13 protein-coding genes are annotated in these 21,795 nt (G+C 46.1%); 8 read left to right on the forward strand and 5 right to left on the reverse strand.

The features are described from left to right. Positions 1 to 426: 426 nt before the first annotated feature. Positions 427 to 5,700, reverse strand: a complete 5,274-nt coding sequence (locus UNH61_RS12405; RefSeq protein ID WP_326992310.1) for a fibronectin type III domain-containing protein — start codon at positions 5,698 to 5,700, stop codon at positions 427 to 429. A gap of 421 nt (positions 5,701 to 6,121) precedes the next feature. Next, the gene (locus UNH61_RS12410; RefSeq protein WP_326992311.1) at positions 6,122 to 7,312 is read right to left on the reverse strand and encodes a glycosyltransferase family 2 protein; all 1,191 of its coding nucleotides are present in this window, start codon (positions 7,310 to 7,312) and stop codon (positions 6,122 to 6,124) included. A gap of 410 nt (positions 7,313 to 7,722) precedes the next feature. Between UNH61_RS12410 and UNH61_RS12415 the strand changes: the two genes are divergently transcribed. From UNH61_RS12415 to UNH61_RS12445, 7 genes are read left to right on the forward strand one after another with little or no spacing between them, the layout of a single operon-like run. Next, positions 7,723 to 8,121: a response regulator gene (locus UNH61_RS12415; RefSeq protein WP_326992312.1), complete on the forward strand. Its 399-nt coding sequence runs from the start codon at positions 7,723 to 7,725 to the stop codon at positions 8,119 to 8,121. A gap of 49 nt (positions 8,122 to 8,170) precedes the next feature. Further along, positions 8,171 to 9,325, forward strand: a complete 1,155-nt coding sequence (locus tag UNH61_RS12420; RefSeq protein WP_326992313.1) for a sugar transferase — start codon at positions 8,171 to 8,173, stop codon at positions 9,323 to 9,325. Further along, the gene (locus UNH61_RS12425; protein ID WP_326992314.1) at positions 9,325 to 10,533 is read left to right on the forward strand and encodes a glycosyltransferase family 2 protein; all 1,209 of its coding nucleotides are present in this window, start codon (positions 9,325 to 9,327) and stop codon (positions 10,531 to 10,533) included. The genes UNH61_RS12420 and UNH61_RS12425 overlap by 1 nt, the downstream gene beginning before the upstream one ends. Beyond that, positions 10,517 to 11,440: a glycosyltransferase family 2 protein gene (locus UNH61_RS12430; protein ID WP_326992315.1), complete on the forward strand. Its 924-nt coding sequence runs from the start codon at positions 10,517 to 10,519 to the stop codon at positions 11,438 to 11,440. Before UNH61_RS12425 ends, UNH61_RS12430 begins: the two co-directional genes overlap by 17 nt. Continuing rightward, positions 11,428 to 13,329, forward strand: coding sequence for an asparagine synthase (glutamine-hydrolyzing) (gene asnB, locus UNH61_RS12435; protein WP_326992316.1), 1,902 nt, complete (start codon positions 11,428 to 11,430; stop codon positions 13,327 to 13,329). Before UNH61_RS12430 ends, asnB begins: the two co-directional genes overlap by 13 nt. A gap of 3 nt (positions 13,330 to 13,332) precedes the next feature. Then, a complete protein-coding gene (locus UNH61_RS12440; RefSeq protein ID WP_326992317.1) occupies positions 13,333 to 14,463 on the forward strand; it encodes a glycosyltransferase in 1,131 nt (376 codons plus the stop codon). A gap of 15 nt (positions 14,464 to 14,478) precedes the next feature. Then, positions 14,479 to 15,249: a methyltransferase domain-containing protein gene (locus UNH61_RS12445; protein WP_326992318.1), complete on the forward strand. Its 771-nt coding sequence runs from the start codon at positions 14,479 to 14,481 to the stop codon at positions 15,247 to 15,249. A gap of 57 nt (positions 15,250 to 15,306) precedes the next feature. On the opposite strand, the gene UNH61_RS12450 is transcribed toward UNH61_RS12445, so the two are convergent. Together UNH61_RS12450 and UNH61_RS12455 are read right to left on the reverse strand one after the other, a co-directional pair. Next, positions 15,307 to 16,155 (reverse strand): beta-1,6-N-acetylglucosaminyltransferase, encoded by an 849-nt coding sequence (locus UNH61_RS12450; protein ID WP_326992319.1) that lies wholly within the window; start codon positions 16,153 to 16,155, stop codon positions 15,307 to 15,309. Positions 16,156 to 16,164: 9 nt separating this feature from the next. Beyond that, positions 16,165 to 17,505, reverse strand: a complete 1,341-nt coding sequence (locus UNH61_RS12455; protein ID WP_326992320.1) for an oligosaccharide flippase family protein — start codon at positions 17,503 to 17,505, stop codon at positions 16,165 to 16,167. A gap of 466 nt (positions 17,506 to 17,971) precedes the next feature. Here UNH61_RS12455 and UNH61_RS12460 point away from each other — a divergent pair, with 466 nt between their 5' ends. Then, positions 17,972 to 21,184, forward strand: coding sequence for a PKD domain-containing protein (locus UNH61_RS12460; RefSeq protein ID WP_326992321.1), 3,213 nt, complete (start codon positions 17,972 to 17,974; stop codon positions 21,182 to 21,184). Here UNH61_RS12460 and UNH61_RS12465 read toward each other — a convergent pair. Beyond that, positions 21,181 to 21,795 (reverse strand): acyltransferase, encoded by a 615-nt coding sequence (locus UNH61_RS12465; protein WP_326992322.1) that lies wholly within the window; start codon positions 21,793 to 21,795, stop codon positions 21,181 to 21,183. The genes UNH61_RS12460 and UNH61_RS12465 overlap by 4 nt on opposite strands.

The following is a 21,795-nucleotide window of genomic DNA, read 5'->3' on the forward strand; positions in this document are numbered from 1 at the left end:
GCAGGACCAACACAACATTAGAACAAACAAACAGTGTAAAAATCTACTCATGGGAATAATACTAAGGGTAACTTCCGGTAGCAGGTTTTTGCCGGAAAACTAATATGCCAGTTGCCTCGCGGAACGCCGGAAATAACTGATTTCAGGGGAGATGGCGAAAATATTATGATTTGCCTGAGAGGTTACACTCCAAACAATAAGAGTGTTTTTCGAAGGATGAGGTTAAATATTAGATGCTCGTAGACATGTAATTGGTTACTCTCGAACAATAACTCACAACTAAAATAAGTAAGAGTTTTTATATTAATCCTTCTTTTTTACAAATAAGATAAATAGATATAATAAATAGGTAAAAAAATATCATAAATAAAAAGATCCGCCTGAATTACTTCAGACGGATCTCTTCCTTAGTCTATATATCACAACTTATTCCTGCTTCAGCAGCTTGGTACTGCTGGTCTCACCTGTAGAAGAAGTGAGCCTGAGGAAGTAGATACCAGGAGTATTAACCGTGTTCTGTGTATTGATCCTGATAAGATTTCTTCCCTGTGGTACTTCCCTGCGAACTTCGCTGTAGACGCGTTTTCCGCTAAGGCTTACAACTTCTATCAACAGTGACGGGGCCTGGTATTTCAGTGTCAGGTCTATTGCCAGATCACTTACAAACGGGTTGGGATATACATTCACCTGCAGGCCTGATTTCCCGCTATTAGTGGTGAGTGAATTCTTCGCCGCTGCCGGATCTGCCATCATCAATGTTGTTGTTGTGAGAGTAGTCAGCGTATTAGGTGTTACATCCAGCTCCAGTGCATTGAGGTAGCCTACCTGTCCGCCTGTCGGGATGCTCAGTATGAACTGAATTTCGCCGTTTGCATCTGCCGTGAGGTTGGTAAAGTCTGCAGTATTGCTGGTATTGTTCTGTGCATACAGTGTCTTAACCACACCATTGACGGTGAACTGCGTGCTGCCGTTATCGGGCTGTGGTGCCCACCATTTACTATCCGACAGGAATTTCATGGTGTAGGTAGTATTGGCACTCAGTCCTGTAATATGGCCGTGCATTACCGGTGCTCCGCTGAAGAAGCCAGGCAGGGCGCCGAAGTAGAGGTATTCTGCCAGTACCACATCCGGATATACACCACTGTTATTACCGGTAGTCGCACCTTCTATACCTGCTGCCCACCAGCTTTCATCGAATTTCAGACCTATACCTGTTGCCAGTCCCTGGTCGTTTTTCAGGTTGGTGGTAGTGCTGCCGGTAATGTTATTCCATGGAGCCGGAGCATCGTTATTCAACCGGAAATGCATCAACACTTTGTAGCTGCCGTTACCAGAAGAAGAAGGGCTGACGGTCAGGTTGAAGGTGGTTGTATCAGCTGCGCCGTAAGTATCGGTAGCAATAATACTGATGTTATTATATGAACCGGCATTGCTGACGCTCGGATTGAAGGCCACGGTCCATGAAGTGCCTGACTTGGTCAGTGCACCGAACGACGGCAGGTTTTTGGTACTATAAGTGATCACATCGCCATCCGGGTCGGTAGCACTTACAGGAACAGTAAGACTGGTACCGGCTGTCATGGTCTGATTGGCAATCTTAGTGATCACAGGTGGCTGGTTAACCACTGTGGTAGTGGTATCAGTCCCCAGTGCATTCAGTTCCATGGCATTGAGGTAACCTACCTGTCCGCCTGCAGGGATGCTCAGGGTGAATTTGATTTCACCACTTGTGTCAGCCTTCAGGTTTTGGAAGATGACCCGGTTGGTGGTATTGTTCTGTACGTATAGCGTTTGGTTAACTCCATTGATGGTAAACTGGGTACTACCATTGTCCGGTTGTGGCGCCCACCATTTGCTGCTGGAGAAGAACTTAACGGTGTAGGTCCTGTTCTTTTCCAGGCCGGTGATATGACCGTGCATGGATGGTGCACCGCTAAAGAAGCCAGGCAATGAGCCGAAATAGAGATATTCAGCCATTACTGCATCCGGGTATACGCCGGTGTTGTTACCGGTAGTAGCGCCTTCTGTACCAGCTGCCCACCAGGATTCGTCGAATTTTAATCCAACGTTGGTCACCTGGCCGGAAGAGTCCTTCAGTGCTGTAGTCGTAGAACCGAAGACGTTATTCCACGGCAAAGGTGGATTGTTGTTAAGTTTAAAGTTGATGAATATGGAGTAGTTTGGCGATGGTGCAGTCACTACTGTAAGTGTGAAACTGCGCGTATCTATACCACCGGCACTATCCGTTGCCTGCACTTTTAGTGTATAAGTACCTGCATCTGTGTAGCCAGGTTTAAGCGTGATCAGGCAGGTATCATTCTGACTCTGCAGTGTGGCGAATGCCGGCAGCTGCAGACCTGTCCAGGTAAAGGTGTCACCTGGGTTCAGATCGTGGAGGGACAGTTTTAATACAGTAACGGCGCCTTCTTTGGCAGTTGCCGGTGGTATACTGTCGATTACCGGTGGATAATTATTGTTGACCACCAGGTTGAAGATGGTAGTATCTGTTCCGTTATGACTATCAGTAGCGATTACGCCAACGTTATTATACGTACCCTGTTGAGCCGCTGTTGGTGCCAATACCAGTGTAGTGGCTCCGTTGCTTTGCTGCAGGGAAGCAAATGCCGGCATGTTGTACAAACTGAAGCTGATGGAATCATTATCCGCATCCGTAGCTATAACCGGGATGTTCTGTACCGTGCCATAACGAATTGTCTGGTTTGGTATCTTGGTGATCTTCGGCGGAATATTAAGGGTAACACCCTGGCTAGCCGGAGTGAATGCGGAATAGCCGCCAATGCCCGCTGCACGGACTTTATAGTACGCTACCATATTGGCCGCAAGGGTCGTATCTGAATAGGTACTCTGACCGGTTACCGGTCCTGTGGTAGTCATCAGGCTGAAATGCAGGCTGTCGGCCAGTGAACGCTGTATTTCAAAGCCGGTTGCATTGGTGGCGGTATCTGTCCATGTTAACTTCAGCGCTGTTGTGGACAATGCCTGTACTACCAGATTGGTCGGCATAGCCGGTGGCAGTGGCTTGGCAGCGGTTGTAGCAGACGCAGTTGCTGTGTAAGCCGATTCTCCATAAGTACCTATCGCTCTTACCTGGTAATAGTAGGTGGTACTTGCCTGCAATGCTGTATCTGTATAGGTAACTGCATTCGCAGCAGTAGTGGTCACAATATTAAATGGACCGGTTGCGCTGGTGCCCCTGTAAACTTCGAAACCCGTTTGATTAGTGCTGTTGGATGTCCACTTGAGGTTCAGCTTGCTGAAATTATTCACGGTAACAGTCAGCCCTGAAGGCGCCGCAGGCGGATTGCCATTAACAGCAGAAGTGTCTATGAAAGCCGTTGATGGTATCAGCTGTTGCGTTGTGATACCTGCAGCTGTACTGGTCCAGTATACCTGCATAGTATCAGCACCGCCGGCCTGGAAGTAGGTGATGGTGATCGGATATACTCCGGCTGCTACGTTATTTACCGTGCCGGACGCATACTGTGCGGCATGCGCACCGTCGTTATTTACGGTAGCAGTAGTATTGTAACTGTATGTTTTATTGAAATACAATTTGCTACCATCATCGGAATATGTTGTGAAAGTATAACTACCGGTAACGGGTATACGAATATAGCCAGTCCACATCAGGGCAAAGTTAGTAGTAGTGCCCGCCGGAACTACGGAAAGGTCGGGTACGTACGCCTTGCCGGTCTGTGTTGGAGTCAGCGTGTTGAAATTAGGTAAATTACTCCAGGAGCCTGTATACAATTTGTAAGACAGATTGGCTTTCAGTGTTCTTACCGTAACCTGGTTGCTGGGCGTGGATCTGTTACCTGCCGCATCTTTTGCTTTTACATAGAAGTTGTACAGGGTACCATCCGTTAAACCGGTTACTGTGCCGGTCAGTACGTTACCTACTGACATCTTCAGTGTACCGTTGGCGTATATATCATATCCGGTTACACCTACATTATCTGTTGCTGCATTCCACGATAAAACAACCTGGTTGTTGGTATAACTGGTAACGGTTAATGAGGGAGGTGCAGAAGGAGGTATCGTATCGGCTATAGTAGTACCTTTTACTTCTGCCGAAACTGGTCCGGCCGCGTTGTCGTTAACAGGACGCACTTTATAGAAGTAGCTGGTACCGGGGATCAACCCGTTATCAGTATAGGTATCAATATTGGCATTGGCACGGCCTACGAAAGTGTATGGTCCGCCGCTCTGGGTGCCTCTGTATATTTCAAAATATTTTTCTTTATATGCGGGCGTTTGATTCTCTGTCCACGACAGCACAATCTGTACCTGGTTGAAACTGCTCACTACAAGCCCGCCGATAGGATCAGGAGCATTGCCGCCATTGGCGTTTATAACTCTAAAGGTATCAGAAGCACTGCTGATGCAGGAATTGGACGACTGTACCCGAACATAGTAAGCGCCGGGAGTGGAAGTAGTGAGCGTATTAGTGGTACTCAGAATAGAGGAACTACCGCCTTGCTGCCATTGATAAGTGCTCATACCTGCAGGCACCTGCAATGTAATACTGGTGCTGCCGTCCGGAGCCGGTAACACGTTACTGGCAAGAGCAGGATTGGTGGTGATGACTGGTATCGGTGCGGGTGCTTTGTAGCTGATGGCAAGCGGGGTGGGGGTCCAGCCTGTCCAGCCATTGGGCAATTGCATCCTCACACGATAACTTCCCGGTAAGAGCACTGAAATGAAATTGGAGGTACCAGTATAGATGGTAACACCGTCTTTCTGCCACTCATATTGCAGTGCGCCCGGTGCAAGACCTAATGTAATGGTATCGCCCGGACAAAAAGTTGTTTTACCATACAACGGGTAAGGATTAAGCCTGTTGGCCCTTAGCATGAATGGTGCGAAGTCCGGTTCATTCCAGGCGTCTATCCAGGTATTATGCGCATCGTTGGGATAAGTAGTTAGTTTGATGTTGCCTCCGGCGGCCTGTATGGCGCTCACAACAACATTGGTGGTATAAGGAGCCGGGTTTCCGTCCTGTCCGCCCTGGAACAGCCAGATGGGGGTGAATTTATATCTGTTGATAGAGTCCTGGTAGGCAAGCGCCATGGCACTCATGGGCAATGCGTCTGCTGTCAGCTGCGGATACCGCATGAGAAATTCCCAGGTACCCCAGCCACCACCGGAAAGACCGTTCACCGACAGTCTGTCGGGGTCGCCTTTACAACTGGCCACAATGGAATCCACCACTTCTTTCAGATTATCATAGTCATTGGGGCCCCAATAGCCACCCTGGCTTTGCGGATAAATCAGGAACCCGTCAAAGGTGCCGTTATCCACCCGGCTGGCCCAGGTTTGGCCGCCCCAAAGCAGCTGGTATTCGTTATCGTAAATGGTTCCTTTCTCTCCAACTCCATGAAAGAAGAGATACATCGGATATTTCTTTCCGTCGTTTACTCCCGGTACATAAGTTTTAGGGAATTTCAACCGGAATGCCATATTCTTATAAATGTAGCATTTGTAAGAATCGGTGTTGTAGCTCATCCTCACCGTTCTTACCCATTTAGTGATCTGGGTATAAACCGGGGTAGCAGGCGGATGAGTGGAGTCGTAGGTGATTACGGGATCGTTGGGGTTCAACGCCGTCTGTGCTTCTACTGGCACAAGCCATAGCCAGCATAGCGTGAATAAAATCAAACGGTGTAAAATTCGATTCATGGAATATGTTTTATAGTGGTGATGTTCCGCAATCCAACATTGCAGAGAATATAATACAACAGCTATTTGCCGCTATACGGCAATTATAAATTGCAATTCAGAGGAGATGGTAAAATTACTAATGCCCGGTAGGTCGAGCCTGAATTCCGGAATAAGAGGGTCGAAAAAATTCACATCAACTTACGAAACATCCATTGGCATCGGGACGATCTAAATTATCACTAGTTATGTTGAATTCCCGATGCTAAATTAAATAACAGGAGTTATATTCAATATTTTTTTTGGTAAACGGCGCTTTTTGGCTGGTAAACGCGCATATTATAGCAGTAAAAATTTATACGAACATCGTACTTCTCCAGATTGTTTATTTTGTGAACAGTTTTTTTTTGTTTGTAAACGCATATATAATGGCAGCAAAAATTTACCGTACCGCCATACTCCGCTGTGAACGCTCCCAGATAGCTGATTGCTTTTTCCGGAGGAACCTGCCAAAACCTATATACACGGCTACATTCATGAACACAAAATAAAAAGGTACATACAGGTATTTTGCCTTGATGTTTTTCCGCGCCAGGATATAACCGGAGAGGGCAGCAAGATAAAATAGTCCCTGTAGTATACCGGTTATAACATATATACTATTATATTGACCTGGTATTATTAGCAGCAGCATGTTGGTGATCAGTGCCAGTAGCAGGCAGAGAGGTGCTAATGTCCATCTGAGCACCCTGTGGGAAATATACTGCCAGGTAATTTTGGGATAACGGAAAGGATTCAACAATGGCAGCAACCGGCTCATCGACTGAAACCCACCTGCACTGATCCGTACTTTTCTTTTATATTCTTCTTTAAGTGAAGCAGAAGAGGTTTCCATCGCATACGCATCTGGTTCATACATGACGGTATACCCTTTCATATTGATGCGGAAGGAAAGCATAAAATCATCGAGAATGGTGTCGTCCGGAAGCTGTTCGTACAGCGAGGTACGTATGGCAATCAGTTCTCCTGCAGCGCCCATCACGCTGTAAAGTTCAGCATCCCATTTTTTTAATGCAGATTCATATTTCCAGTACATTCCTTCTCCTTCAGCTTCCGCGCCTCCTGTGGTGGCCAGTACTTTCTTTTCCCCGGCTACAGCGCCTACACGCTCATCGGCAAAATGATCCATCAACCTGCCCGTAGCTTCCCGGTTCAACAGGGTATTGGCATCTGAGAAAACTACAAACGGAGTTGTTACCATGCTCATGGCTCTGTTGATAGCGGCCATTTTCCCTCCACGCTCAGGACGGTATAATAAAGTAACAGCCGGGTACCGGCGAACAATTTCATTGGTCTGATCACTGGAACCATCTGTTACAAAAATAAAATGCAATCGATCGGCAGGGTACTGCTGCTGCAGGGAATTCATGATCTTGTCGGCAATGAAATCTTCTTCATTATAAGCAGCTACCAGGAATGTTACTTCTGGCCTGAATACGCCGGTTGACGGGCGTTTTCCACGCCGTAACAAGCGTTTAACACGTACAGTAATATATAACAGGATAGCATATCCTATATAACTGTAAAAGACGATGAAAACACTCAGCCAGAAAAGCACGGACAAGATAAGCATTGTGTGAAAGCGTTTATTGGGATTGTTGGTATATGCCGCAAAATTATCACAATTTGTATGATAGACAACATCATTTTCATATTAAAATTTAGCATACGTTTAATTATTTTTCGCAGTCGAACCGTTTACCCCAAAATTTGTAACACTTACCGTCAAAAAATGATCGTTTACGAAAAAAGTAATGCAGGATAAATGGAATGTAATACTTTTGTTGTCGTAAGGGGCTTACAGCACTTACATAGAAAAGGAAAAGAAAAACCAGTTTCCTTCCCTCTCATATCCCCTGAAAAAACCGTAGGTATTTACCAGTAATAAGTTCTTGACCAGATCCCGTTAGAAACCTTCAGCACCTTATATCATGAAGATATAGGTACACTTAACAGTTTTTTAAATTGTTTGAAAAGAAGGTAATGAAAAAGACAATATTAGTAATCGATGATAGCATGCCTATGCGTTATTTGCTGGAGGCTCTTTTAGGAAAAGAATACAAGATTGTTACTGCACCGGACGGACTCGTTGCATTAACATGGTTGTTGAATGGCAATAAAGCAGATCTGATTATAACAGACTTGCAGATGCCAAATGTGGATGGATGGGAAGTGTTGAATTTCCTTACCGGCAGCTGCCTTTACCAGGATACGCCAGTGATGGTACTCTCTGGATATCACGGAGAAGAAGCCAGCGATCTGCCGGCAAAATATAACAGCGTTCGGGAAGTAGTTCAAAAGCCTTTTGATCCGATGCAACTGATGACCAAAATAAGCTTCATACTGAATAGTCAGCTGACGCTTTCTTTGGCACAGCAATAGCATCTCACCTGGAATAGCGAACAACCAATACACTACTAATTGACAGCATATGAATACCTCTACATCTAATCTACTGCAGCCTGATTGCGTAAAAACGGTGAATACAGCGAGAAATCCTGAGTTTACCAATTTAAATGATGTTGAAAGTATTGTGCTTTTTGTAGGAACCCCTCACGGTGACATGTTATCCTCGGATAACAACCTCCGGTTTATTGTGATGAAGAATGTGAAGGATGCAATAAGAGCAATCGATCAATTGCAACACGTAGTCAGGAAACTGCCTTCTGCGATTATTTATCATTGGGATAGTGGTAACAAAACCACTATGGCCGACTGGCAGTCGTTTTTTTCAGCGCACAATTTTCTTTCTTCCATTCCATTCTTTGTGTATGTGGAATCAGGCGTTGAAGACGCAAGGAGCATGGCGGCTGCCTACGATTTTATTGATGATGTCATCAGCCCGAATGCACTGCCTATGCTCCGGCACAAGATTGCCATTACAGGCAAAATAAAACGGTTGCGCATACACCCCATGCTCAGAACCGCCAAGAAAACCGGCATGCCGGTTTATAAAGGAAAGTTGCTGGGTAATATTCTCAAAAGAAGCCTCGACATACTGGCGGCTTCCATTGGTCTGTTGCTGTTAAGTCCCCTGATGTTATTGATTGCGATCTTAATAAGATTGGAATCTAAAGGCCCGGTTTTCTATGCTGCAAAACGCGCCGGAAAAAACTATCGCATTTTTAAGTTTTATAAATTCCGCACAATGATTCCGGATGCGGATAAGCAATTGAATAAAATAAAACACCTCAACCAGTATAACGAGAATAGCGGCGGACCTGTATTTTACAAAGTCTCCAATGATCCAAGAGTGACACGTCTGGGCAGCTTTTTACGTAATAGCAGCCTCGATGAACTTCCGCAACTGTTGAACGTTTTGGTGGGAGATATGTCGCTCGTTGGGAACCGCCCGCTTCCATTATACGAAGCTACCTCCCTTACTACTGATGATTGGGCAGAACGCTTCCTGGCCCCGGCCGGTATCACAGGACTGTGGCAGGTGAGCAAAAGAGGGAAAAAAGAAATGTCTGTACAGGAAAGAATCGATCTGGATATTAAATATGCGCATGAACGTTCTTTCAGATATGACATGTGGCTGATCGTAAATACCCCTCGTGCACTGGTTCAAAAAGATAATGTATAATGATAGCGGTAATAGAAGTAATCCTGTTTGTTTACCTGGCAGGGTGTGTGGTTTATAACTTGATATTGTCTATTGCCGGCGCTGTTCGCAGGAAAGGGAATGATGACTACAAACATACTACCGCATATAAGAAGATTGCGATACTGATACCGGCATATAAGGAAGATAATATTATTCTATCTACCGTTAATAGTTACAACAGGCTTTCTTATCCATCAGATAAATTCGAAGTGGTGGTGATTGCCGACTCCCTGAAGGACCAGACATTGTCTGAACTCGCTGCAACAGGAGCTAATGTGATCCGGGTGAAGTTTGATAAGAGTACCAAGGCCAAATCATTGAATGCCGCGTTGGAACAACTGGGGGATGATTTTGATATAGCGCTGATATGCGATGCGGATAATATACTGGAAGAGGATTTTTTACAGAAGATTAATCACACCTATCAGCAGGGGCACTACGCCATCCAGGCACAGCGGGTAGCAAAAAATATCAATACGCCATTTGCAGTGCTGGATGCTGCCAACGAAATTATTGCCAATCACTTGTACCGTAAAGGGGCTAACACGCTAGGTTTGTCGTCGTCGGTGATTGGATCCGGAATGGCATTTAACTATTCGTTGATCAAAGGCATATTGCGGAACATCCAGGCAATCGGAGGATTCGATAAGGTGCTGCAGTTAATGCTGGTTGAAAGTGGGTACTCGATTAAATATCTCGAAGATGCCTACGTTTTTGATGAGAAGATAACGCATGCAGCCGTTTTCGAAAATCAGCGTAAACGCTGGATATCCAGCCAGATTGTTTACCTTAGAAAATATTGGAGCAAAGGGTGGCAGCAACTTTTTAAAGGCAATGTCAATTATTTTAACCTGGCAGTATGCCAGAATGCATTGCTGCCAAGAATGCTGCTCCTGGCGGGATTAACAATAGGTATGTTATTGTCGCTATTGTTGCAGTCATTCTCTTTCATATCTCCGGTATCCTGGATACTGTTATTTGCAGGTAATATGATCAGCCTGCTGTTACCAATACCCAGGCAATTTTATTCAAAGTACCTGTTTACAACAGTACTTACATTACCGAAGGCAATTGGCATCATGATACTGCTTTTATTCCGTTTGAAAGGTGCAGATAAAACGTTCATTCATACCGAGCATACACACACTGATATAGATAATCCTTTATTGAATGCATCCAGGAAATAACACCGATCACCCACTGGTATCCATTATTACTGTGAATTATAATAATGCGATCATTACCGGAGAGCTGATGGCTTCTCTGCGGAAGATCAGTTATCCCAACCTGGAGGTAATTGTAGTAGACAACGCGTCTGCAGAAGATCCTACCCAAGTTATCAACCGCGAATATCCTGATGCGATAGTGATACGCAGTCAGGAAAACCTGGGTTTTGCCGGTGGTAATAACCTGGGCATCAAAGCCGCTAAGGGAGAATTTTTGTTCCTGGTAAATAATGATACGGAGTTTACAGAAGGATTGATAGATGGGTTACTGGAAGTTTTCAGGAAATATCCGGACGCCGGCATTGTAAGCCCTAAATTTCATTATTTCTTTCATAAAGGTACTATTGAATATGCCGGGTATCGCAAGGTAGATACACTGACAGGCAGAAACAGTATGATTGGATGTCGGGAAGAAGATAAAGGACAGTACGACGCTTTCTCTGAAACCAACTACGCCCACGGAGGCGCTATGATGGTAAAAGCCGCCACTGTAAAACAGGTGGGATTAATGCCGGAAGTGTACTTCCTTTATTATGAAGAATTCGACTGGTGCGAACAGTTCAAGCAACACGGATTTAAGATCTATTATCAGTATAAGGCGCTGATTTATCACAAGGAGTCTATGACTACTGGAAAGAACAGTCCCCTGAAAACATATTACATCACCCGTAACCGTCTGCTGTTTATGAGGCGGAACGTGGGATTCCCGGCCAGGCTCTTCTTTTTATTGTATTTTATCTTTTTAACAATACCTAAGAATACGGCGCAGTTTTTATTAAGGCGTGAGCGAAATCATATCAAGGCATTCTGGAAAGGGATATTTTGGAATTTGAAACACCCTAAAAATGGTAACTTATGTGTGGCATAGCGGGATTTATTGATTTTACCAAAAAATCAGACGAGACTGTTCTGCAGCGGATGACAGACACTATGGCTCACCGTGGGCCTAATGATGCAGGATATGAGGTATATGATGAGCCCGGGGCCATGATTGGTCTGGGTCAACGCCGTTTATCCATACTGGATCTCTCCAGTTCTGGTCATCAGCCGATGCATTTCAACCAATACTCCATTATCTTCAATGGAGAAATATATAATTTCAAGCAGATCCGTTCCGAACTGGAAAAGCTCGGGCACATCTTTCATTCCGGCGCCGATACGGAAGTACTCCTGAAAGGGTATGCGCAGTGGAAGGAAAAAGTGCTCGATAAATGTATTGGGATGTTTGCCTTTGTTATATTCGACCGGAACTCAGGAGAGGTAACACTTTTCCGCGACAGGGCAGGAGTGAAGCCTCTCTACTATTATTGGAACAAACAAACACTGCTTTTTGCATCCGAACTCAAGGGAATCTGTGAACATCCGGACTTTAAGAAAGAGATCGACAGCAATGCTGTTTCACTCTTTCTGCAGTACAGCTATATTCCTGCTCCGTTTACTGTTTATCGTAATACATTCAAATTAACACCCGGGCATTTCCTGAAGGTCACATTAGGTACCCGCGAGGTAACAGAAAACGAATATTGGAACGTACTCAATGCCTATCGTCAGCCACTGACCGGCCTTTCAGAAAATGAAGTAATCAGGCATACGGAAGAATTAATGCACAGTGCCTATAACTACCGCATGGTGGCTGATGTGCCGGTGGGCGTATTTCTTAGCGGTGGCTACGACAGCGCCAGTGTGGCGGCATTGCTGCAGTCAGACACATCCCGGCGTATTAAAACGTTTACGATAGGATATAAGGAACAGCAATGGGACGAATCGGCGGAGGCAAAAAAAATTGCCATGCACCTGGGAACTGAGCACTATGAATGGATTGTAGGACCAGCAGAGGCCCGGGGTGTGCTCGATCTCCTGCCGGAAATTTACGATGAGCCGTTTGCAGATAATTCAACAGTGCCAACAACACTGGTAAGCAGATTTGCATCAAAAGAAGTGAAAGTAGTGCTTTCTGCCGATGGTGGGGATGAGTTGTTTGCCGGCTATAACAAATTCAATCAGTCATTGAAGTATACAGGAAGTATACCCCGTCCGCTGCAACGCACACTCAGTGCTGCTATGTCGGTAGTATCTCCTGAGGTGATCCCCTATTTTAACAAGCAGTATAATTTCAGTTCCCGCTATGAGAAGATGAAGCAGATATGGGCCAGCGGAAAATCACAGCAGGCGCTGAAATATATAAGCCAGTATGTTACTGAGCAGGAGGTGAATCGCTATACGAACATAGGAGCCGGAAGTTACCGCACTAACTTCGACATGAATGGTGAACTGGAAAGCATGAACGATCCGTTAAACAAATTACTGGCTGTTGATTATAAGACTTTCCTCGTAGATAATAACCTGGTAAAGGTAGACCGGGCCACCATGTCGGTAAGTATTGAAGGCCGGGAACCAATGCTCGACCACCGGCTGGTGGAATTTCTTGCAACAGTACCTGCAGCGCTGAAAGTTAAGAACGGTATCAACAAATATATACTCAAAACGATTGTACATAAATATATTCCGAAACCGTTGATGGAACGGCCGAAACGCCCGTTTATAGCACCACTGCAGGAATGGTTCCGGGATGAGCTGAAAGAACAGATGCAGTACTATCTTTCGGGAGCACGTTTGGCGAAGTCGGGATTATTTAATGTGCCAAACGTAGAACAACTATTGAACAACTACCTGAGCGGGGGCAAAGTTAGCCACCAAAAACTGTGGAATATGCTGGTTTTCCAGCTGTGGTATAACAGGTGGATCGAAAAGCTATAGGATATGTGCAGCAGTAACCGAAAAATACGTGTGCTTGAAACCATTCGCCAGGGAAAAATAGGCGGAGGGGAGAGCCATGTGCTGGATCTGGTGGCAACACTGGATAAACAGGTATTCGAACCTGTTGTGCTTTCCTTTACTGATGGCCCGATGATGGAGGCTTTGCAGCGGATGCAGGTGCCTGCATTTGTTATCAGCAGTGAGAAAGCATTCGACCTGGGCGTTTGGAGAAAGGTAAAACATTTTATCCGGGAACAAAAGATAGATGTAGTACATGTGCACGGAACCCGGGCTAATACAAACGTGTTGTGGGCTGCCCGTAGCCTGGGACTGCCTGTGGTATATACCATTCATGGCTGGTCGTTTCATGAGGGATTGAACCCGTTGGCAAAACGACTGCGTATTGCAGCGGAGCAGTTCATCACCCGGAAAACGCAGATGAATATCTGTGTATCTGAATCCAACAGGCAAACAGGGCTGCAGTCTTTTTCGACATTCAACAGTATCGTGATCCGGAATGGAATTAATCTCAACCGGTTCAACCCTGATGCTGCCTGCCCCGATATAAAAACAGCGCTTGGAATTCCCGCTGGTCGCACCGTGGTAGGATATATTGCCAGGATGACTTTACAAAAAGATCCCGTGACGATGGTAAAGGCATTTGCAGCTGCATTGAAACGCGAACCTTCCCTCTACCTGCTGATGGTAGGCGACGGTGAATTAAAACAGGCGGCGATGGATATGGCGGCTTCTCTTGGAATTACAGCAGATGTGCGGTTTGAAGGATTCCGGCAGGATGTACCGGCAGTGCTGCAGGCAATGGATATTTACTGCCTGCCTTCCCTGTGGGAGGGATTCCCGATAGGGGTACTGGAAGCAATGGCGATGAGAAAAGCTGTGATCGCAACGGATGTTGATGGCACTAAGGAAGCGGTAACTCATGGGGTAGACGGCTGGCTGGTGCCCGCAGAAGATCCTGAACGATTGACTGATGCCATAGTAACACTGGCAACGGACACGCAACTACGCAGTACACTGCAACATAACGCAGGAAAAACAATCAACGAAAAATTTAATGTAGCCGGTATGACTGCACAGATTGCAGCCGTATACCAGCAACTTTATAAAGCATAAGATTTTACTTTTGTTATGACAAAAACCGAAATAACCTACGAATACGACCGTATTACTGATATAAAGAGATTACGGTTTATTACGGACAGCTTGCAACAGCATATCCCTGCCGGTGGCCGGATATTGGATGTTGGGTGTGGTAACGGCGTTATCAGCCGCCATCTCGGACAGTTTGGCTATAACGTGCTGGGGATTGATATCAGCGAAAAAACAATTGCTGTTGCCCAACAGCGGAATAAATATCCCAATGTAAGGTTTGAAGCTATCAGCGCTGAGGAACTGACTGCCTCCGGCGAAAGATATGATGCGGTGATCTGCAGCGAAGTGTTGGAGCATCTTAACCAGCCGCAATTATTGTTGCAGACGATCCATTCCTCCCTGAAAGACAATGGGCTGCTTATCGTGACCGTGCCAAATGGCAATGGCCCCAGGGAACTCTGCGTAACCAGACCCATGTTGAAAGCAAGAAATAATCCGGGATTATGGAAAGCTATCAATAAATTCAAGAATACACTGGGATTCAGAGGTACTACAGCTCAGTCACAGGCCGACAATCTCGATCATGTACAATTCTTTACCCGTAAAGATCTCAGGAACCTCGCATCTGTCAGCGATTTCAAAATAGTTCGGTTTGCAAAAACAAACTTTGTGGAAGATGTCTTCCCGTTTTCTTTACTTACAAAAAGAATAAAATTCCTGCAGACACTGGATTGCCAGATAGCGGAGATATTGCCCTATAGCTTTACCGGCGGTTTTAATACGCTCTGGCGAAAAGGAAGCCGTTAATGCTATGAGCACGAAGTGCAGGCCGGGGATAGACGGACATCCCCGGCCCCTTTTATTTTAAACATGTTTGCGGGCTGCTTCATCAATACGGTCCAGCAGCGCCGGGGTCTTATCCATATCAAATTTCCGCGCAAATAATTTCCCCGATGAAAGTATCCGCTCAAGGTCATCCTCACTGAATGTCTTCGGATGCGCATGGCCCTCCGACCAGTCGATATACCGGCAGTGATCATTAATCACGCTGTTACGGTAAGGCCCATTCATAATCACCGTCTGGAAAATAAACTCGTCGCCGCCCCACGTATATTTATAAAATCGCTTTAACTGCGGATGGCTGTTGATGTACTCCATGCACCAGGTGGCGCATTCGCTGCTCAGCGACCACCATAACGATCCCCCGTAAACGGTAAGTCCCAGTGGATGACGCCTCTTAGGCAGCAGCTTATTAAGCAACGTAGTCAGACGGTACTTCCCTGGCATTTTCAAATCTTCAAAATGCCATCCGGTTATTTTACCCATCATCCGCTGAAGCCCCTCGTCGGGCAGCAGGTCAAGAAACTGAACGGCGGGTTTACTGCTAAAGAAGTGATATATCGTGGAAATATCTGTCAGGGGGTAATCCTGCGCACTGATCAGGTGCATGGAACTATAATGGCGGTGGGCATTCACTGCAGCACTGATACCATTAAGTGCTGCCTGTATCGTGCCATAACCCGCCCAGGTTACATTGACCCTGTCGGGAACGAGGTATACCTGCGGCCTGGTAAGCACCTGCCTCCATTTGTTGAGGTTGGCCTTCGCATCCAGGTGCACAAAACAATCCACCTGAGGATGTTGTAACCTGTCGAGCAGTCGTGCCAGCTGCGCCGGATTCTTATGACAAAGTATAATAAATGCCAGTTTCATAACAGGTAGTTATTTGTATTGCAACCGGCGTTGCATCAGTTTCGAAAATAAACGCTGACATTCTTTTACCCCATAACGGAATATGTCGACCAGCCGTAAGTCGGGCAGATAACGGCGAAGGAAGTAGTACCCGAAAACCACTGCAAACAGCAGGTTCAGACTCGATGCAATAGCCACTGAGCTGATATCAGGAAATAACATTACCAGCGCTATATCCAGTATTATATTCAACACCAGCTTCAACAGATTCTTATAAAAGTTCACACCGGGCCGGTTGATCATATCCAGTGTTACGCCGATAAAACGATCAATAGGATACAGTATGGCTGATAACAAAAAAATCCTCACGATTGTTGTTGCCGGCAGATATGTTTTTGACGCCAGGATGATGATCAGCGGTTGGGTAAATATAATGAGCCCCACAATAAAGGGCAGTATGATCAGTGATACAGTACCGGTATACCGGCAAAATGCCCGCGATACCTCTTTCCAGTCGTTTCGGTTCGCCGCAGACGAAATCGTAGGTTGAGACGTCGCTACAAAACTTCTCAGGATGATCTCGATTACTTCCATGAATTTCTGCGGAATGCTGTATACCGCTACCGCAGCAGGACTAAGCATGGTACGCAATACCAGGTTATCAGAATAGTTCAGCAGCGCAGAGGAGGCCATGCTGCCTACTATCAGCCGGCCATACCGGTACATGGCCAGTACCTGTTCCTTTTTTCTCAATACAATAGTGCTGAATACCGTCCACCGGAACAACATACAATACAGGCTGGTGATGAGCAACGACAATGCATAAGCATACAGCACATTATTCAGCGTCACGGCTTTCAAAAGAAACAGCAAACCGATAAATACCAGGAAAGAACCATTTTGCATGAATCTTATCTGTACAATCTTGTCGAACCTGTGCCGGGCCTGCAACAGCCACGTCGCAAAATTAAAGGGAAGAGAAAATAACAGCATAATGCCCAACCAACGCAGGAAAAAATGCCAGGTGTCACTGAAAAGTGAATGCGCTGCAAAATAAACTACAAACGAAAGTACAATACACGCAAGCGTTAACAGGAGGGAAATATACCATGCAGCGCCGCTCACCTGTTTCTCCGTCTGCTCATCCACACCCGCACAAAACTTGATGATACCAGATTGCAGCAACGCCGTTCTCACCTGATCCAGAATATTATAGGTAGCCAGGAAAAGCACCCATTCCCCGAATGCACCTACCGATAATATCCTTACCAGCAGCGAAAATGATAACACATTGAAAAATGCCATTGTTACATTTCCCAACAGTGAATGGAAATGCTTATTGCGAATTATACTGAGTAGCTTGAATGCCATGAAATTTGTATCGGTTTGAAAATCATGGTCTTTTTACAGGATGAGGTCAATATCAATCGGGCAAAACACTTGCCGCGTGCAGCAAAGATAAAATTTTTATTCCTAAAATCCTTATACAAACACTAATTTAATCTATAAAAAGCAAAAGAGTACACATTCAGAATATTCATACTTTATTTATTGTAATTATATATGTTAGAAATTTTCTTTATGTGTTCTGGCAAAATAGTTTTTCTTTGTAATGCAAAATACATTGACGGTTATCTGAAGGCTCAAATCAAGTGCGTATGAAATTGAAATTTTAAACTAGAATAACCATATTATATATATGATTAACCACCTTTTATTATCCCGTTATCCCTGTTCTATTATTTGTAAGCGAACTATTATTATACTGATTGGTCTGTTCTGTACATTGCAGGGAACGGGACAGCAACTTACGGCCAGGGCTTTTAATGATGCCAGCATGAGCAACATTAAAGGCTACTACGAATATTTGCCGGCAGGTTATTCGCAGGGCAGTGGTAAAAAATATCCACTCATTATTTTTTTTCACGGTGTAGGTGAACTGGCCAGTTCCGGAGCTCCTTTGTCTGCTGTACTGAGGAATGGTTTACCGCAAAAGATATCTGCCGGAGTATTCCCTGCCAGCTTTACCGTGAATAATCAACAATTCTCCTTTATCGTCATATGCCCGCAGTTCAATACCTGGCCTGGTTCCGCCGATGCTTCCAAATTCAAGGATTACCTGGTAAAGAACTATGATGTAGATATTAACAGGATATATCTCACAGGATTAAGTATGGGGGGAGGAGAAGTATGGGGCGCACTGTCTGAAGATAAAACCGCCGCCAAAGCTTTTGCTGCCGCTGCTGTTGTATGCGGATACTATGCCCCTACAACCACGCTGGCTGCTAACATCGCCGCCAACAATACGCCCGTTTGGGCCTTCCATAACAACCAGGATGGCAATGTGCCGGTAGATTATTCCATCAATTGGGTAAAATATATCAATGCATCTGTTCCCGCGCCCAATCCGCCTGCCAGGCTGACGGTATTCAATGCGGTTGGCCACGACGCGTGGACAAAAGCCTACGACCCGGCCTATAAGGAGAATGGAATGAATATGTATGAATGGATGCTGCAGTATTCAAAAAGCGGAACAGTGCCCCCCGTGGATACTCCGCCGCCGCCTACTGGAGGAAAACGGATCGTGGTACCTATGAGCAATACCGCCAACGGTCGCGCTGAAATGTACTACCCCGACGCCATGAGCACTTTTAAAGTGCAACCCGGAGATACACTCTGCATCCCGGCCGGTGAATACGAATACCTGCATCTTGGGAACCTGGTAGGAACGGCTGCCAAACCTATCGTGATCATCAACTGTGGCGGACAGGTAAAACTGGGTGTGAAAAACCAGGGTACCGCCGCGGTTTTTAATGCGCCCTCCTGCAGATTTATCGAGATCAGTGGGAGCGGAGATAAAAATATTGAATTTGGATTTGACCTGAACGGCACTAACATTACAGGCCTCAAAATATTCGGACTTACCCTCGGAATGGGAAGCTCAGATTTTGACGTACACAATCTTTATATACACGACGGCAACATCCTCCTCCAGGCAAAGACGCTGCAAACCTGCGCCCATCCCGAGTATCTGGAAGGCACGTTTGTGATGAAGAATGTAAAGATCCATCACCTTAAATGCCGCAATTCAGACGGCGAAGGTTTTTATATTGGAAATACCCACTACTTCTGGAACGATGGCGCCTGTACCAATCTTCGTTCTCACTGGATCGAAAACCTCTGGGTGTACGATAATGACCTGGAGAATATCGGTGCCGATGGTATTCAGCTGGCGATGGCAAAGAACGGTGATAACCGCGTCTTTAATAACAGATTGGTTAATTATGGTATGTCCAAAGTTACCTCACAGGGCTACGGAATCCTCGTGGGTTCCGGCTGTAGCATGAAGGTATATAACAACCTCGTATATACGGGGTTTATGCCAGGGGTTACTGTTTTTGGTTCCGGCGTTACCGAGGTATATAATAATATTATTGCGGATATCGCTTACGAGGGTATCAATGTGGCAGATAAGATCCCGGCAAATACAACACCGGACCTCTTTCCGCCTCCCGCTGCTATCATTTATAATAATACCATCGTTAATACTGATAGCGGAAAGAATGCGATTAAAATATTTGCTTACCAGACACCTATCGGCCACCAGGTATATAACAACCTGATGGTTGAAAATGGTACTCCTTATGATTATCCCGGTACTGGTATGTATATTAAGGGAGACCAGCCCATTAAGCTGGCTTTCGGTAACAACCTTTGCTATCCTACCTTCGCGGCCGCCGGACTTACCGACAGTGCCCGGAGAGATTATCACCTGTTGGCATCTTCTCCTGCCATTAATACCGGGAGGGATATGAGCGATTTCAATCTGACTACCGATTTCGAAGGTACGCCCAGACCTCAGCAGGGTAAATATGATGTGGGTGCCTATGAGTTTAAGGGAGATGTGGTGGCCAATCCACCTGTAGCCAACGCTGGCAGCAATGTTACCATCGCTCTGCCCGTGGATTCCACTACGCTGGATGGTACTGCCTCTACTGCTTCCGCCGGAAGAAAAATCACAGGATACGCCTGGAAAAAAATCAGCGGTCCTGCTGCCGGTAGCATCACTGCACCCAATGCTGCCAAAACCAGCATCACCAGCCTCGCCGCTGGCACATACATCTTTGAGTTGACTGTTACCGACGATGCCAGCCAAACTGGTACGGCCCGTGTAACCGTTACCGTGAACCCGGCTGCAAACAAACCGCCGGTGGCCAACGCGGGCAGTAATATCCGGATTCAGCTGCCGGTAAATACCGCTACGCTGGATGGCAGCGCCTCTACGGACCCTGATGGCCAAATAGTTTCCTGGTCATGGACTAAGTTATCCGGCCCCGCTGGTGGCGACATCTCCACTGCCAGTCAATCTATCACCACGGTGATCAATCTGGTAGCTGGTACCTACACCTATCAGTTGACGGTTACCGACAACGCCGGTGCCAGCAACAGCGCTTCGGTTACGGTAACAGTGCTGCCGCCGGTGGATAACAATCAACCTCCCGTAGCCGTTACCGGCGGAGATGTTATCATACGCCTGCCTGTTAACTTTGTGGTAGCGGATGGCAGTGCCTCCTATGATCCGGATGGTGCTATTGCCTGGTACTCCTGGAAACAGCTCAGCGGGCCATCTGACGCGGAAATTGTAGCGCCCACGGCTGCTACTACGCCGATAAAAAACCTCATCGAAGGAAAATATACTTTCAGATTATCTGTTACCGATAACAAAGGCGCCATAGGAACAACCACTTTTTCTGTGACGGTGTTACCACTTATTCCCGTTCCGCATACCAGCGATTCAGCAAGGGTGTTCCCGAATCCGGCCGTGAATGCAGTACGACTGGATGTACAACGTGCCGGCACCGGTCCGCTGCAGATGAGGATATTCAGCATCAGCGGAAAGCTGCAGCAGGAAACGACTTATAAAATGAACGATGATTTCCAGACGGATATCGACATCAGCAACTGGGCGCCGGGTTTATACATTATAGAACTGCGAGGAGTGCAAGATAAATTCCTGTGGAAAGGACGTATCGTAAAAGTGCCATACTAAATCCTTTCCCAGGTGCCTGTTTCTGGTTTGTATTGGCGGATGGGCCGGGCGGGGTTTCCGGCAACCACCGTATAGGGCGGAACATTTTTAGTGACCACACTGCCGCCGGCCACTACGGAATGGCGGCCAATGGTAACCCCGGCGGTGATAGTACAATTGGCACCGATCCAGCAATCGTCTTCCACCACTATTTCCGCTACTGAACAGGGTTGCAGGGCAATAGGTACAGCCGGATCGGTATATCCGTGGTTGAGGCCCGACAGCACCACGTTCTGGGCGAAGATAACGTTATCACCTATACGAACCGGGCCAATCAGCACATTACCTATACCAATCCTGACCTGGTTACCGATAACTACTGCTCCCATACCATTATTTACAGTGGCAAAATCCTCGATGGTAGAATGGGCGCCCAGCGAAAAATGATTGAAGGGCAATACGTCCATCCTCGTACGCCTTCTGATTAATGCGCCTTTCCCTTTTTTATGAATAAAAGGATTCAGGAACAGTCGTACCCACAACCGGGGACGCGCCTGGTTCCTGGGCATCAACAGGTATAATGAAAGTTTTTTCAGACCCGGATGTTGCTTTATTTTTTCTTTAATGCTCAT

The sequence above is a fragment of the Chitinophaga sp. 180180018-3 genome (genome assembly GCF_037893185.1).
Lineage (GTDB): Bacteria > Bacteroidota > Bacteroidia > Chitinophagales > Chitinophagaceae > Chitinophaga.